14 protein-coding genes and 1 pseudogene are annotated in these 15,385 nt (G+C 43.9%); 7 read left to right on the forward strand and 8 right to left on the reverse strand.

Annotated features, from left to right (window positions below):
- From QUB56_RS04230 to leuS, 3 genes are all read left to right on the forward strand, one after another.
- On the forward strand, positions 1 to 337 hold a 337-nt coding region (locus tag QUB56_RS04230; RefSeq protein WP_332953445.1), incomplete at its 5' end, for a HEAT repeat domain-containing protein.
- Between the two features lie 253 nt (positions 338 to 590).
- Complete coding sequence (locus QUB56_RS04235; protein ID WP_332953446.1) at positions 591 to 1,355, forward strand: Uma2 family endonuclease; 765 nt, start codon at positions 591 to 593, stop codon at positions 1,353 to 1,355.
- Between the two features lie 250 nt (positions 1,356 to 1,605).
- Entirely contained in the window at positions 1,606 to 4,161 is a 2,556-nt protein-coding gene (gene leuS / locus QUB56_RS04240) for a leucine--tRNA ligase (protein ID WP_332953448.1), read from the forward strand.
- Positions 4,162 to 4,339: 178 nt separating this feature from the next.
- Here leuS and QUB56_RS04245 read toward each other — a convergent pair whose 3' ends face one another.
- The gene (locus QUB56_RS04245) at positions 4,340 to 4,954 is read right to left on the reverse strand and encodes a type II site-specific deoxyribonuclease (protein ID WP_332953573.1); all 615 of its coding nucleotides are present in this window, start codon (positions 4,952 to 4,954) and stop codon (positions 4,340 to 4,342) included.
- A 12-nt stretch (positions 4,955 to 4,966) separates the two neighbouring features.
- Positions 4,967 to 5,101, reverse strand: a pseudogene (locus QUB56_RS04250) (helix-turn-helix domain-containing protein); the annotation flags it as partial.
- A gap of 228 nt (positions 5,102 to 5,329) precedes the next feature.
- Here QUB56_RS04250 and QUB56_RS04255 point away from each other — a divergent pair.
- Positions 5,330 to 6,334, forward strand: coding sequence for a site-specific DNA-methyltransferase (locus tag QUB56_RS04255; protein WP_332953450.1), 1,005 nt, complete (start codon positions 5,330 to 5,332; stop codon positions 6,332 to 6,334).
- A gap of 38 nt (positions 6,335 to 6,372) precedes the next feature.
- On the forward strand, positions 6,373 to 7,338 hold the full coding sequence (locus tag QUB56_RS04260) for an alpha/beta hydrolase (RefSeq protein ID WP_332953452.1): 966 nt from the start codon (positions 6,373 to 6,375) through the stop codon (positions 7,336 to 7,338).
- 37 nt (positions 7,339 to 7,375) lie between these two features.
- Here the strand turns inward: QUB56_RS04260 and QUB56_RS04265 are convergent, their stop codons facing one another.
- Entirely contained in the window at positions 7,376 to 8,185 is an 810-nt protein-coding gene (locus QUB56_RS04265; protein ID WP_332953454.1) for an SAM-dependent chlorinase/fluorinase, read from the reverse strand.
- An 18-nt stretch (positions 8,186 to 8,203) separates the two neighbouring features.
- On the opposite strand from QUB56_RS04265, the gene QUB56_RS04270 reads away from it, so the two are divergent.
- Positions 8,204 to 9,052 (forward strand): DUF3598 family protein, encoded by an 849-nt coding sequence (locus QUB56_RS04270; RefSeq protein WP_332953455.1) that lies wholly within the window; start codon positions 8,204 to 8,206, stop codon positions 9,050 to 9,052.
- 100 nt (positions 9,053 to 9,152) lie between these two features.
- On the opposite strand, the gene QUB56_RS04275 is transcribed toward QUB56_RS04270, so the two are convergent.
- The 3 genes from QUB56_RS04275 to QUB56_RS04285 all read right to left on the reverse strand — a co-directional run bounded on the left by QUB56_RS04275 (position 9,153) and on the right by QUB56_RS04285 (position 11,920).
- Entirely contained in the window at positions 9,153 to 9,830 is a 678-nt protein-coding gene (locus QUB56_RS04275; protein WP_332953456.1) for a GIY-YIG nuclease family protein, read from the reverse strand.
- A gap of 166 nt (positions 9,831 to 9,996) precedes the next feature.
- Positions 9,997 to 10,860 carry an aldo/keto reductase gene (locus QUB56_RS04280; RefSeq protein ID WP_332953457.1) on the reverse strand — a complete coding sequence of 288 codons (864 nt, stop codon included), beginning with the start codon at positions 10,858 to 10,860 and terminating at the stop codon, positions 9,997 to 9,999.
- A gap of 265 nt (positions 10,861 to 11,125) precedes the next feature.
- Positions 11,126 to 11,920 carry an ABC transporter permease gene (locus QUB56_RS04285; RefSeq protein ID WP_332953458.1) on the reverse strand — a complete coding sequence of 265 codons (795 nt, stop codon included), beginning with the start codon at positions 11,918 to 11,920 and terminating at the stop codon, positions 11,126 to 11,128.
- Positions 11,921 to 12,377: 457 nt separating this feature from the next.
- Here QUB56_RS04285 and QUB56_RS04290 point away from each other — a divergent pair, with 457 nt between their 5' ends.
- Entirely contained in the window at positions 12,378 to 13,451 is a 1,074-nt protein-coding gene (locus QUB56_RS04290) for a radical SAM protein (RefSeq protein ID WP_332953459.1), read from the forward strand.
- Positions 13,452 to 13,829: 378 nt separating this feature from the next.
- Here QUB56_RS04290 and QUB56_RS04295 read toward each other — a convergent pair whose 3' ends face one another.
- A complete protein-coding gene (locus tag QUB56_RS04295) occupies positions 13,830 to 14,075 on the reverse strand; it encodes a hypothetical protein (protein WP_332953461.1) in 246 nt (81 codons plus the stop codon).
- Positions 14,076 to 14,336: 261 nt separating this feature from the next.
- On the reverse strand, positions 14,337 to 15,236 hold the full coding sequence (locus QUB56_RS04300) for an ABC transporter ATP-binding protein (RefSeq protein WP_332953463.1): 900 nt from the start codon (positions 15,234 to 15,236) through the stop codon (positions 14,337 to 14,339).
- Between the last annotated feature and the right edge of the window lie 149 nt (positions 15,237 to 15,385).

Genomic DNA, 15,385 nt, shown 5'->3' on the forward strand with positions numbered 1-15,385 from the left:
GAAAGATGACCCGGAAACCTTACCCATTCTCCAACAACTGGCTCAATCAGACGATGATTCGGATGTGCGACAAGCAGCAGTACAACAATTAGCATGGGGGTGGAAAGATGACCCAGAATTATTTGAGTTATTGTGCGATGTTGCTATCAATGACCCCTTCGATCGCGAGGATGAGTGGCAATATAATCCCCGGCAAGCAGCTCTTGCAGCTACGATCGAGCTATATCCCGATCGCCCTCAAACTTTAGAACTTGTGCGCGATCGCGCCCAGAACGATTCTGACGAAACACTCCGCAAATTTGCCCAGGAAAAAGTGACCCAGTTAGAAGGCAAATGAGCGATATATTCGATCGCCGATCGCCATTTTTTCTAATTTTAGGAGTCGTTGGGTGGGGGCGGGTTTATGAGATTATTGGTTTTAAACATAGATAGTTGGTAAAACCCGCCCCTACCAAATTTGTCAATTACCAATGATAAATTGCGGGTTGTACAATATCTATGTAGGGGCGGGTTTCACCAACAATAATTGCCTCAAACCCATAATCTGGTAAACCCGCCCCGACCCGATGAACTTCTCGGAGACAACCACAATGCAAGTCACAACCGAAGAAATTATTTATCCATGCAGCGACGGTCAACCGATGGCAGATAGCACAATTCAATACAAATTAATTGTCACAATCAAAGAAGGTTGCGAGTTGCTGTTGAAAGATGACCCAAACGTGTTTATAGCCGCCGATTTACTGTGGTATCCGGTTGAGGGTAGAACAGATATTTCTCAAGCGCCCGATGTAATGGTGGTATTTGGGAGGCCAAAAGGCGATCGGCGTTCTTACCTACAATTTCGTGAAGATAATATTCCTCCCCAAGTCGTGTTTGAGATTCGCTCTTTCAGCGACAGCCAACTAAAAATGAACAAGAAATTTTCATTTTACAATCGCTATGGAGTCGAGGAGTATTACCTTTATGACCCAGCACAAAATGAGTTGACAGGTTGGCAAAAAATTGAAGGAATTTTAGAAGTAATTGAACCGATGGAGGGCTGGATAAGTCCAAGATTGGGAGTGCGGTTTGAGTTAGGATCGGAAGGGTTAGAAATCTATCGCCCTGATGGACAAAAGTTTCTTTCCTATTCCGAATTAGATGAACAGCGAGAATTAGAGCGACGGCGCGCCGAACAACAATTTCAGCGCGCCGAACAACAATTTCAGCGCGCCGAAGGACAATTTCAGCGGGCAGAAGAAGCCTCGCAGCGCGCCGAAGAAGCCTCGCAGCGTGCCGAACAAGAAGCTCAAAAAGCCGAACGTTTAGCCGCCAAACTGCGCGAATTGAACATCGATCCTGATAGCATCTAAGCTCGAACCAGGAGAATAAACCCGGTTTGTCAAAGAAATCGGGTTTCTGGGGATTGCAGTTATTTACTTTTTTCAGGGCGAACCGCGATATTTGGTCGATCGCCCCCCAGCTAAAATTACATATACTACAATATATAATACAGAGATTAGAGCCAAAATCCTTGGAGCCCAGAAAAATCAGAATCGAAGCCCCTTGAATGTGTAAAAATACTGAAGCAAACATTACTAAAGCCTACACGGAGCAATTGTTGTGGATTCCAGATATAACCCCCAATCCATAGAACAAAAATGGCAGCAGACATGGGCTGAGCAAAACTTAGACCAGATGCCAGAAGATACCCAAAAGCCTAAATTTTATGCCTTATCCATGTTCCCCTACCCCTCGGGAAACCTGCACATGGGGCACGTCCGCAACTACACAATCATCGATGTAATTGCCAGACTCAAGCGAATGCAAGGCTATCGCGTACTCAATCCGATGGGGTGGGACGCTTTTGGTTTGCCCGCAGAAAATGCCGCCATCGAGCGCGGAATTGCCCCGGCAAAATGGACCTATGAAAATATAGCCCAAATGAAAGGCTTATTTCGCAGTCTGGGCATCTCCTTTGATTGGACAAAAGAAGTTACAACTTGTTCTCCCGATTATTATCGGTGGACTCAATGGATTTTCTTGCAATTTTTAGAAGCAGGATTAGCTTATCAAAAAGAAGCCGCAGTTAATTGGGACCCCATCGACCAAACAGTCTTAGCAAACGAACAAGTAGATAACGAAGGACGTTCCTGGCGTTCCGGTGCCAAAGTCGAGCGCAAATTATTGCGGCAGTGGTTCCTCAAAATTACCGATTACGCCGAACAGTTATTAAACGACTTAGACAAATTGCCAGATTGGCCAGAAAGAGTCAAATTAATGCAAGCCAACTGGATCGGCAAATCAGTCGGCGCTTACTTAGAATTTCCGATTGTCGGAATGGATGAAAAAGTCGCCGTTTTCACCACACGTCCCGATACAGTTTACGGCGTCAGTTACCTTGTTTTAGCGCCGGAACATCCACTAACTCAGCGCGTGACAACGGCAGACAGAAAAGCCGCCGTAGAAACCTTCATCAAAGAAGTCGCCGCCCAAAGCGAGATCGATCGCACAGCCGAAGACAAACCAAAGCGCGGCATCCCCACAGGCGGCAAAGCAATCAATCCTTTCAGCGGCGAAGAAATTCCCATTTGGATTGCCGATTACGTGCTGTACGAATACGGCACCGGCGCAGTCATGGGAGTACCCGCCCACGACACGCGAGATTTCAAATTTGCCAATCAATATCAACTGCCAATTAAAGTAGTAATTGTAGATGATGATGAGCTGCCGCTGACGGAAGCTTACACCGAACCCGGAATTATGATTAATTCCCAAAGCTTCAACGGCATGAATTCAATTAAAGGCAAAGCAGCAATTATTAAAGCTGCCGAAGATGCAGGTTGTGGCAAAGCGCGAGTGCAATATCGTTTGAGAGATTGGCTAATTTCTAGACAGCGTTATTGGGGCGCTCCGATTCCCGTAATTCACTGTCCCACCTGCGGAACTGTTCCCGTACCCGCATCGGATTTGCCCGTATTGTTGCCGGAAAATGTGGAATTTACGGGCAAAGGTTCGCCCTTGGCAAAGATGGAAGAATGGGTAAACGTTCCTTGTCCGAGTTGCGGCACTGCGGCGAAGCGGGAAACAGACACGATGGATACTTTTATCGATTCATCGTGGTATTTCTTGCGCTATCCCGATGCTCAAAATCAAGAGCAAGTCTTCGATTCGGCGAAGACAAATGATTGGATGCCCGTAGACCAATATGTGGGCGGCATCGAACACGCAATCTTGCACTTGCTGTATTCGCGGTTCTTTACCAAGGTTTTGCGCGATCGGGGTTTGATCGATTGTGACGAACCATTTAAACGCCTGTTAACTCAAGGCATGGTGCAAGCAATGGCCTATAAAAATCCTGTTACTGGCAAATACTTTCCCCCAGCAGATATAGACCCCGAAAATCCCAAAGATCCTCAAACGGGCGAAGCTTTGCAAGTCTTCTACGAGAAGATGTCCAAATCAAAATACAATGGTGTTGACCCCTTGGAAGTTATGGGCAAATATGGGGTAGATACGGCGCGGATGTTTATTTTATTCAAAGCGCCGCCAGAGAAAGATTTGGAGTGGGAGGACGCTGATGTGGAAGGGCAATTTCGCTTTTTAAATCGCGTTTGGCGCCTGGTGACAGAGTTTGCTTCATCCCCCCCTGCCTCCCCCGGTCAAGGGGGGGAGAAAGAGGTATTAAGTAAACCTGAGAAGGATTTGCGGCGGGCAATTCACACTGCAATTAAGGCAGTGAGCGAAGATTTGGAGGGCGATTATCAGTTCAATACTGCTGTTTCGGAAATGATGAAACTCAGCAATGCTTTGAATGATGCTAAATGTAAAGATTCGCCAATTTATGCAGAAGGAATTAACACTTTGATTCGCTTGTTAGCGCCTTTTGCACCGCATATTGCTGAGGAATTGTGGCACAATACTGGTAACAGTGAATCGGTGCATACGCAAACTTGGCCGAGTGTGGATGCTTCTGCCTTAATTACCGATGAAATTACGCTGGTAATTCAAATAATGGGCAAAACTCGCGGCACAATTCAAGTGCCTTCTGGTGCTGATAAAGCTGCTTTGGAAAACTTTGCTCGCGAGTCGGAATTGGCCAAGCGTCACCTGGAAGGCAAGGAGATTAAAAAGGTAATTGTGGTGCCTGGAAAGTTGGTTAATTTCGTGGTAGCTTGAGGGTAAAACTCGCTACCTCTAGGCAACGTATAGCGGTTCTCAAGCGTGGTGAGGTATGCCCTATTAACTTCCAGGCTCTGCCTGGGAACCGATTTCACTCTTGCTCTGCCTCGGCCCAGACTATGGAGGCTCTTCCTCCGGATCTGCGTTACCAGGCTCTGCCTGGTAACGAGTATAATCATTTAGGATTGCTATATTTACTGTAAGAGTAGACAAGTTGCCCTTTTTTTACTAGCTTTAAGGGAATTTTAGGATTGTTTAGCGGATCGTTTTTTAGTTTTACCTTTTCTTCCCATTCTTTCAATTTAGGTTCCAGCATTTCAGGTGTAAGTTTATAAATCTCTTTGAGAGTTATGCCTTCATACAGTCCAATATACCAAGCTTCTACTCTGCGATATTTTTCAAGTATAATTTCATTCAAATGATGGTGACTAGTGACCCCACCGCTTCTATTGAGAGCAATATTTATGGTTTTAAGTTCGTATTCTTTTCCTTCAGCATCAATAGCATCGTTTCCTTCACGTCCTGGTGATATCCGCAGCCCTAAAAGGATTAATAACTGTAAAGTCTTTCCCCCGTTATCTTGAAAAATATCCGCAATACCATATTCACTAGCGAGATTTTGCAATTCTTGGATGCTTTTCATAGCATTTTCTAGCCGTTTAGCATCTGAAATGCGTTCTGCTTCCGTGGTAACAGCCTCTTCAACAGGCTCTACAACTGACGGAGAAACTGGTTCAGCTATTAGGGTGCTAATGAGATTTGTACTCTGGCCGCTTTGGCTAAAACTGATTAAATAAGTAGCGGGTACATCGAGCGCTTCAGCTAGAGCGAAAATAACTTCAAAGGATGGCGATCTTTCACCGCGTTCCAATAAGCTGATATAGTCAGTAGTCTTGTCTATGAGTTCTGCTAACTCGTCCTGTGTCATCCTTTTTTCTCTGCGTAACTGACTTACCTAGGTCCCAAATTGTTGTCTGGCTTCTTTGTAATTCATACCCCTCACAATTGATAAAAACGAACTGAAAGTTCGCTTTGTGAATGGTACGAAGAATTTATATACAACACCACGTACTGAAAGTACGGATTTACTAGAACTGACAGTACGGATTTTAATATAATGACAGTAGGCTGTGTCTGTTGTACCTTAAACTAATCTAAATTAAGCATGAGTAACATTTTGCCCGCCCCAATTTACACCACCCAATACGGTCAATCTTATTTGGGAGATTCTCTTTATCTCCTGAATAGTCTTGCTAGCAATTCTGTAGATTTGGTGATTACATCCCCTCCTTTTGCATTGCAACGCCAAAAGAGTTATGGAAATGAAGATCAAGATTTATATGTTGATTGGCTGCTGGGCTTTGCTCCGGAAATTAAAAGAGTTCTCAAGGATACTGGAAGTTTTGTTATAGACCTTGGAGGTGCTTATCAAAAAGGAATACCTGTACGCTCACTGTACAATTACCGCGTGCTTATTAGATTATGCGACGAGTATGGATTTAAACTTGCTCAAGAGTTTTTCTGGTTTAATCCTTCAAAACTTCCATCTCCTATAGAGTGGGTGAATAAAAAGAAAATCAGGGCTAAAGATTCTGTGAATACTGTTTGGTGGCTTTCCAAAACGAATCAGCCTCAAGCGAATATTAGTAAAGTAAAAGTAGAGTATTCTGAGAGAATGAAAAAACTTTTGAAAAATGCGGATGATTTTTACACGCCCAAAGAACGTCCTTCCGGTCACAATATTAGCGATCGATTTGCCAAAGATAATGGAGGTGCTATTCCATCTAATTTGCTAGAGATTTCTAACTCTGAAAGTAATTCTCAATACTTGCGTTGGTGCAAAGAGTTTAATGTTAAAGCCCATCCGGCACGTTTTCCCCAAAGATTACCGTCATTTTTTATAAATTTTCTTACTGAACCGGGAGACTTGGTAGTAGATATTTTTTCTGGTTCTAATACTACGGGTCAGGCAGCAGAAGAATTATCAAGAAACTGGATAAGTTTTGAAAAGGAAAAACAATATGTTGCTGCATCAATATTTAGATTTTTGCCTCAAGAATTTTTTGGGCAAGCGGATACAATATACAACCAATTGTTAACTGAGGAAGCATCAGGATTGATTTTACCTCAAAACAGGCTACTTTTTGAAGTTAATAATTATTGTTTTTAATTTAGCTAAACAGTCAAATTTTTATTTGAGTTACCACAATGCTCGAAATACAAAATAGGTACAGACATTGTTTGAAGTTGCTATTTTTAATAGGAAAGATTTGGGCGATCGCCTACATTGCTTGCTGTATACTCTTGTTTTTTCTGCAAACTCGTTTGATATTTCAGCCAACACCTACAATCGCCAAAACACCGGATGCTTTTAACATCCCTTACCAAGAAGTTTGGTTGCCAGTTAAGGGTCGATCCCGCAAAATTGAAAAAATTCACGGTTGGTGGCTGCCCGCCGCCAACCGACAATCATTAGGAACTTTATTGTACCTGCACGGCAGGGGTTTGAACATCGGCGCGAATATCACTCAATCTTATCGCTTTCGGCAATTGGGTTTTTCTGTATTGCTGATTGATTACCGGGGTTACGGCCGCAGTCAAGGCAGCTTTCCCAGCGAATATCGGCTATATGAAGATGCGGAAACCGCTTATAATTATTTAGTTAAGCAGCGGCAATTGTTGCCTAGCCAAATTTTATTTTATGGTCATTCAATGGGAGGTGCTGTTGCTATTGAGTTAGCAATAAGGCATCCAGAAGCTGCTGGTTTGATTGTCCACAATTCGTTTACTTCTATGGTGGATATGGTGGAAAATAATGCTTATATGCGATTTTTTCCGGTGCGGTTGTTGCTGACGCAAAGGTTTGATTCTCTGGCTAAGGTTAAATCACTGCGAATGCCGATTTTGTTTGTTCACGGGATTGCCGATTCTTTTGTTCCTGCTACTATGAGCAAAAAGTTATATGCTAGTTCTCCTGAATATAAAAAAATTTTGCTAGTTCCTAATGCTAGGCACAATAATGGAGATGCTTTTTTTAATAATCCCGAATATCGCCAAACTATTGTGGATTTTGCCGAAAAAGTAATCGATCGAAAAAAACTATCACTTACGCACTCCGCCTTCATAACCGGGTTTTTGAGGGAATCTGCTGATTCTAACAAAGTATTTTCGTAAAAAACCCGGTTTGTGAGTACCCATGCGTAAGTCCTATTTAATTGTTAGTTTCAAAAAGCAATTGCACGATCGCTCCGCATTCCAATTTTAATACTGATTGAGCGCTGCCGCCATTAACGGCAATTTCTACCCAACCGTCAGAACCAGTTATGGCAATTAAATCGCCGGGTTCGGTGTCGCTGTAGGTTTTACCGCTGGGGATGCGAATTGCATCAGAACTATTGCTAATTGTCAATGACCAATTTTTACCTATAATGCAATTATTCGGGATATTAGTAATGAGATTGCCGAAGCGATCGACATATTGAATGCAGCCCGCTGCACCTGTGGCTGTAATGGCACAATTTGGTATCTCTAAGGCTACTAAACTTGCAGGGTCGATCGCATCTCCCAACTCTTCCAACGCCACCCCGTTCGCCAAGTGAGCGCCCGCAGCAGCGAAAATATCGCGACCGTGAAAAGTGCTGCTGGGTTGAGGTGTGCGCCAGTATTGAGAATTCGTGAGTTCGACACAGGATCTCGCACTTTCCCGACTCAACACCCCGCTAAACAACCCGTTATCCGGCCCGACAAGAAAGCAATTAGCACATTTAATCGCAACGCCCCGTCTCTTGCTTCCCACCCCCGGATCGACGACAGCAACGTGTACGGTTTCCGGCGGAAAATAAGCAAAAGCAGTCATCAAACAAAACCTCGCCGCCGCAATATTTTGAGATGGTATTTGGTGCGTAATGTCAATGACTTTTAACTGCGGGTTAATTTGGGCGATCGCACCTTTCATCACTCCCACATAAACATCGCTTAATCCAAAATCCGTCAGTAGAGTTATAATTCTATTTTTAGACATATATCCAAAGGTAAGAATATGGTAGCGCAGTGGGAAAATTTTCTGCAAAACTTGGGAGAATGGCACGGTTCCTTCACTCAGCTATCAACGCGAGGAGAGGTACTTCAAGATACTCCTAGCATTATTTCTCTCGAAGGTTTCAATGACAACAAAAATGTGCGATTGAAACTCCGTCGCTTTTACCCAAATCCTAGCGGTGTCGGCGAACCGGAAGTCAGCGAACTTGTTCGAGAATATCAAGCTTTGGGACGAGATATCCTATTTTTTGAGAAGGGAGCTTTTTCTCAGGGTACTATTCAACTAGCGCCTTATTCTGAGTGCGGTGGCGAGTTTGGTTTTATCTACAATTATCGCCGGTTGCGCTTCGTTCTGCTCTACAATACCGACGGCAATTTATCAACACTTACCTTAATTCGGGAAAAGCAGCTTGATAAAAGTGTCCCGGAACGTCCGCCTTTAACTGTTGAGGATTTGCTGGGAGAGTGGGAAGGCGAGGCCGTGACAATGTATCCAGATTGGCGTTCTCCTGATTCCTATTCTACCAAGATGCAATTGCATTTAGAAAGTAGCGATCGCCTAGTGCACAAAACTACTTTTGGCAGTAATGCTACTGTTATCAGTTCTAGCGCCAGGATTGACGGTTCAGTTCTGCACTTTAACGAAGGTGCTTCGCCCGTGCAAGTTGTGCTCCTTCCTGACGGCGGTTCTTGCACTTTACCTGTCAAGATTGAATTGAGAAAACCTATATTTTTCGAGGCCGGTTGGTTGGTAGAACCTGACTTGCGGTTTCGGATGATTCGCAGTTACAATGAGCGGGGTGAATGGGTAAGTTTGACTTTAGTTACTGAACGCAAAGTTAGTCATTAATTAGTATGGGCGGCTTCACTAACACTCTTTAATTTTTACCAATAACCTACATAAACCCGCCCCCATCTATGGCGGACGAAAGTTTATGTAGCAGCGAATTTTATTCGCCGGACTTTGTTTCCTGGGTTTGCGATTGAATCACGGCACTCCAATCATCATTGTTAACAGCAGCTTCCAGATGCGGGTGTCGTTCGCCCTCACTTTTGGCTGCTGTTTCTAACTCTTTGGTAAGAGTAGAATCTGCCATTGCTTTGCGCAATTTCAGCTTCTTTTCCTCATAAGCTTTTTGTTCTTCTGCAGACATTGCCGATCGCGCTGCTTGGCCTACCGTAGCCGCCCACATTTCGCTTTCAGCACCGTTTCCAGGCGGAATGCTGCCAATGGATGCTATCCAAGCATCCCGCACACTTTCCATTTCTTCCCGCTTGGGGAATTTGAAAGTTTGCACCCGCAGGAAAGCACAATTTTCAGCGCCATTTTGGGCGATGTGACCGTTGATTGAAAGCAGGATATTTCGCGAGTAACCTACATACTGAGTTTTGCGGGAAATATCCATTACAGCGTAAACGCCGGCGACTTTCGCGTTAGTTGCTAGAGCGCGCCACGTATCGATCGACATTACTTGCGTGCCGTCATTTTCTAATTCAGAAATAGCGGCTGCTGCGCTGTGTTCTGAGTCGGAACTGTATAAAAAATTGTGCAGTCCTTCATGGGCGGCAGGTACGTTTTGATGTTCAATTGCTACGTCTCGATCGACATTCACTTGATTAGCTTCCATAAAACCCAATTCCTCAAAAAGTGGCAACTTTACTAATTAAATCGCTGGCGGTACTCATTCACCTAAGTGTGGGAGAGAGCGGGTTTTGAAAGGGTCTACTGGTTTTTACAATAGATCCTAACTAAACTCGCCCCGAAACAGCCCTACAAGTTTGGTGATTACTTATTTAACTTACTGCAATTTGTTGCAATTCCTCGTCAGTCAATTTAACTTCGAGCGCCCGCACAGAGTCCTCAATACTCGATTCTTTTGTCGCACCGGGAATCGGAACGATGCAGGGCGATTGTGCCATCAACCAAGCTAATACTATACAGTAAACTGAAACGTTTTTTTCTGCTGCTAATTTTGCGATCGCGGGCATATCTTGCAAGCTGGTGACGCGGCGGCTTCCTCCCAAAGGACTCCAAGGAAAAAATGTCAGTTTTTCGGTTTCGCAATATTCCAGAACGCCGTCTGATTCCGGCTGTCTGTGCCAAGGATTGTACTGATTCTGCACGGAGACAACTTCTACTGTATCGCGGGCGCGTTTGATCTGCTCTACAGAAAAGTTGGAAACTCCAATAAATCGAATCATTCCTGCTTCTACTGCTTCTTTTGCAGGTGCTAGGGCTTCCTCGATGGTATAAGCGGGATCTGGCGAGTGATATTGCCAAAGGTCGATCGGGTTCTTGCCGCCCAATGCTTCAAAACTTTCCCGAATTGTCTTGCGTAAATGGTGGGGGTTGCCATTGCGCGTCCATGCACCTTGAGGACGCATTAAGCCGCCTTTAGTGGCGACAGTAACGGCCCTAATATCTCCGCTGTACTCTTGCAAAGCTTTGGCAATCAGGTGTTCGTTGTGGTGTTTGTCGGATTGATCTTGGCAGTAGGAATCGGCGGTGTCAATTAGGGTGACACCCAAATCGAGGGCGCGGTGAATTACCGCAATTGATTGATCTTCGGGCGGTCTGCCGCTTAAGGACATTGGCATACACCCCAGACCGATCGCGCTGATAGTAAAATTACTGTTGCCCAGTTTTTTTCTTTTCATTGGTTTGCCTTCGTTTGCGTGGTTTATTTCCAGTTTCCCTTTCAAGGATATGTTGTAATTTTACCTTTTTTAACTATCTAAGTAAATAGAAAAAGAATATTTGGTATATAAGCTGTTTGGCTTTTAATATCGTTTCCGGTTGCACCGAAATCATAAAATCGAGTCAACAGTTAACACTCAACTATTCAGTTTTTCGACCCGCCCGTCAACAGTCAACAGTCAACAGTCAACAGTCAACAATGCAGCAGCTTACCTACCTACTTAACTAGCTGGAAGCGCTGGTGTAAAAGCGGAGTGCAAATTGCCAGAAGTAGCGGGAGAAAAATAAAAGCCCGATCGCCAATATTCCCGCCCCTGCGATCCAAACGATTTCACCTCTCCCCAGCATGGCTTCAGCAGGCACAGTCGTCAAGAAGGCAACGGGAACTACGAAAGTGAAGAAAAATCGATAAGCTGCGGGATAAGCTGCCATTGGAAATCTACCCGCTTCTAACAATCCTTGGAGGACTTCGGTAACGTTGTAAATTTTGACAAACCAAATGCTTGTTGCACCTAACATAAACCATATACTGTAAAGAGTAATAGTTCCGAATAACAGCGGTATTGCTGTTAAAAAATAGTTGCCGATTTCTACTCCCAACTTGTTAGCAGCATATAGCAGCAATACGGCGCCGAAGATTAAATCAGGGATTCCCCAAGGGGAAACTGTGTTTGCAGACAGCCAGAATTGGGAACTGATGGGTTTGAGGAGTACGAAATCGAGAGTACCTTGCTGCACTCGATCGACAATACGGCTGAGGTTGGGCGCGAGAAAGGTTGACGAAAACCCCTGCAAAAGCGTAAAAATGCCGAGTACAACTAAAGCCTCTTCCCATGAATAGCCCGAAAACCTGTAGCCGGTACGGTAGAACAAAAACAGCCCAAACAAGCTGCCCGTAAGATTTCCGAGGCTGCTGACGGCCGCGAGGACAAAGTTGATGCGGTATTCTAGTTCTGCTGCGATCGCCGCACCCCAGAACAATTTCAGTACGTGCAAATATCGTCCCATGTTTGTCGCCATTTTTTGCTGTGTAAATACTTAAATTCCCCTATTGTAAAGCTTGTGTAAAGTTAACTGCTGTACGGGCCGCTCATTTCACTATAACTTTAAATTATTTATACCGCTTACTTAAGTAGCTTTACTGAGGGGCAGTATTAAGTTATTTAACCAAATTTAAACAAAAATTAAAATTATTAATTTAAGTCAATCGTAAAGCAATATATTTTGGCAATTCTTAAACATACTTCATCTATTAACACAAAGCATCCCTTGAGTGATTGCATATACTTATATGTTACAAGTCTTAATATTATAAATATTTGAGAAATATCTAGCCCTACCCAAACGGAACACTTATGATTGTGCATACGTACTCAAAAGGAATACGTAAATAGCAATACCTCATCATACGTACAAAATTGTACAAAATAGGATTCGAGAAATTGACTTAACTCACAACGTGTAAGGAAAAAAAGACATGGATGCTTTAACATTATCGAGACTGGGCGTCAAGCACACCAAGAGTGCAGTAGCCGAATCGCTGCGGATCAATACAGGATACGACATGACAACCCCAGTCACTTTTTACGGGATTGTAAACGAGCACTGCAATGTTAAATGCCGCCAGTGCGAGTATTGGCGACTGAAGGAATATAAAGACGAAATGACGATCGAAGAATGGCAAAATGCCCTCTTGAGCGTCAAAGAATTTGTGGGCGAATTTTCCATCAACTTTAGCGGCGGCGAACCTTATATTAAAAAAGGTTTTATAGACTTGCTGGCTTTTGCGAATAAAAATGGCATCCACGCCGGCGTCACCACCAACGGCTATTGCATGACTAAGGAAAACGCAGCCAAAACTGTGGCTGCTCGTCCTTTTAATGTGAATATATCCGTTGACGGGCCGAATGCAGAACTGCACGATTATTTGCGCGGTCAACCGGGATTGTTCGATAGGCTTTCTAAAGGAATCGGTTATCTGCGCGAAGAACAAGAAAAACAGAACATCCTGTTTCCGATCAACGTCAAACCGACAATTAACCGACTCAATTTCCGGCACCTTCCGGAAATAGTCACCTGGGCTCAGGGAATTGGGGCGACGACGGTGAACTTCCAACCGGTCAACCGCTGGACGGCAGAAACCTACGAGGAATTGTGGATTGAAAAAGAAGACATGGAGGAATTTTCACAAGTAATCGAGCGCCTAATTGAAATGAAGAAGAACGGCGCTCCGATTATGAACAGCGATGAAGTGTTGCGATTGATGGTTCCTCACTTTGCGGAAGAAAAAGCTCCAGATTCAACTCGTCCTTGTCGCGTTGGACTGCGCAATTACTGGATTGATACGCGCGGCGATGTGAAATTGTGCGATGAGTTTCCGGTGATTGGTAATGTCAAAAATGCCAGCGCCCGCGAGATTTGGTACGGCGAAAAAGCTCAGGAAGTCCGCCGCGATACTTTGAATTGTGGCAAGCTTTGTCTGATTACTTGTGTCTCGCAAAAGACGATTTTGGACAAGGTGAAAATGGGGATGAAGTTATTAAAGAATTGAGGTTTGAGCATTGTTAATATTGCTTTTGTTCATGGTGACCGGGTTTTATCAGAAACCCGGTTTTTTGTTTGATGAATTGTATTCCCGGTAGGTTTGGCTAAAGGACACGGCAATGCAGTTTCCCTACGAATACAATGTTTTGTATCAGTCCTAGGGTGCGTAACGGTGAAAAATCATTGCACCGCAGCCCTTTACTATTGACTGTCACGCACCGCTTTACCACGCCAAGATTTTTTTTACTAGCGGCAGGATTCTGGAGGATATTTTTCTCGCCAGCGGCAGGATACCCAGTATCAGCAGGCCGAATATTAAACCGAAAACCAAACTCCCCATCGTCGTCGCCCTGAAGGGATGAAGCGGGAGGGAAAAATCGGGTTGTCATTTAATGGGTGTATCTTTGATTAGCCGATAGCTGGTCCAAAAGATTTGTCCGCCGCCGATCGCAGTTCCGACAAAAAAGATGATATTCTCCAGTTGGCGAGATCGCTTTTTCTGTTTGTCTTCGTTCTTCCTCTCCATTTCGATTTGTTCTCGATCGCAATTTTTCGGCTCTTGTTGCTTTTGCTTGTATAATTCTATTTGTCCGCGCTCGCGCTGAAGTTCCCTCTCTTCTTCCGGTTCCATTCCACCTGTTCGATTTCCACCATCCCGCGAATTGTGGATCTTGTCTGCTGGAACAAATCTTGATTAGCGATCGGGTAGTTAAAGTATTTTTCAATTAGTAATTGAGATTGATGCGGAAAGTCATTTTCCGGAACAAGGGAAACAATATGATGCAGAAAGAACCCGGATTTTAGAGGTGTACTGTTGAGGTGTTGCAGAGTGCTGATGAATTTGGATTTTTTAACCGCTGATGTCGGCGGATGTACGCGCTATGGACGCTGATTAAGATACATTTTGTTTAGTTACTTCTACATAAATATGTTCTAACCGCACCGGATACCGAGCGATTGAATCAATAGAAATTCCATCGAACCGCAAAATAATCTCTTTTAATTCTAAATGTTCCGGCAGCCAAAAAGCTAAATCGCTACCGTAGCGGCGGGGGATGAAACTGTATTTTTGAGCGCGGGCGATGACTTCAGCTTCTTCGTCGGTTTTTACTACGATAATTTCTTGAGCAGGAATCAGTTTTTGCAACTCTTCTAAACTACCTTCCGCTACAATACTGCCATTTTTTAAAATCCCGATTCTCTGACACAGCCGCTCAGCTTCATCCAACAAGTGAGTTGTTAGCAAAACTGTGATTCCTTGCGATTGCAAGCGCTGAATTAAATCCCAAATTTCATAGCGAGCTTCAATATCTAAACCTGTTGTCGGTTCATCTAAAATTACTAATTTTGGCTGGTGTACCAAAGCCACGGCAATATTCAAACGGCGCTGCATTCCTCCGCTCAAAGTTTCCACCGGGCTTGTAGCTCTATCTGTCAAATTTACTGCTTTCAAACAGTGTCTTACTTGATAGCGACGCTGTTTCCGCTCTAAGCCGTAAATTTGAGCAAAAAAATTGAGGTTTTCTTCGCAGCTAAGGCTTTTGTAAAGCAAATTTTCTTGAGGCGCTACACCTATTAATAATTTGGTAGCTTCGGAAACAGGCTCGCCATTGATGAAAACTTGGCCACTGTCGGCATTTAACAAATTGCATAAAATATTGATAGTCGTAGTTTTGCCTGCCCCGTTTGGTCCGAGCAAACCGTAAATTTCTCCCGCTTGAATGTGCAGTGTTAAATCTTGAAGCACTGAGCGATCGCCGTAAGACTTATTTAGCTTTTCAATTTGCAGCACTGCTTGAATTCTCCTAGTTTTTAATTATTTTTAATTACATTCTAATTATGCCAGTTGTGTATGGTAGGCTGCCTCAGACGAAGCTACAGGGCGATGATTGAGAATTTTCTGTCTGACGCACCTTACTACTTGTCGGGTGCGTAAGTCGC

The organism is Microcoleus sp. AR_TQ3_B6 (assembly GCF_036702785.1).
Lineage (GTDB): Bacteria > Cyanobacteriota > Cyanobacteriia > Cyanobacteriales > Microcoleaceae > Microcoleus.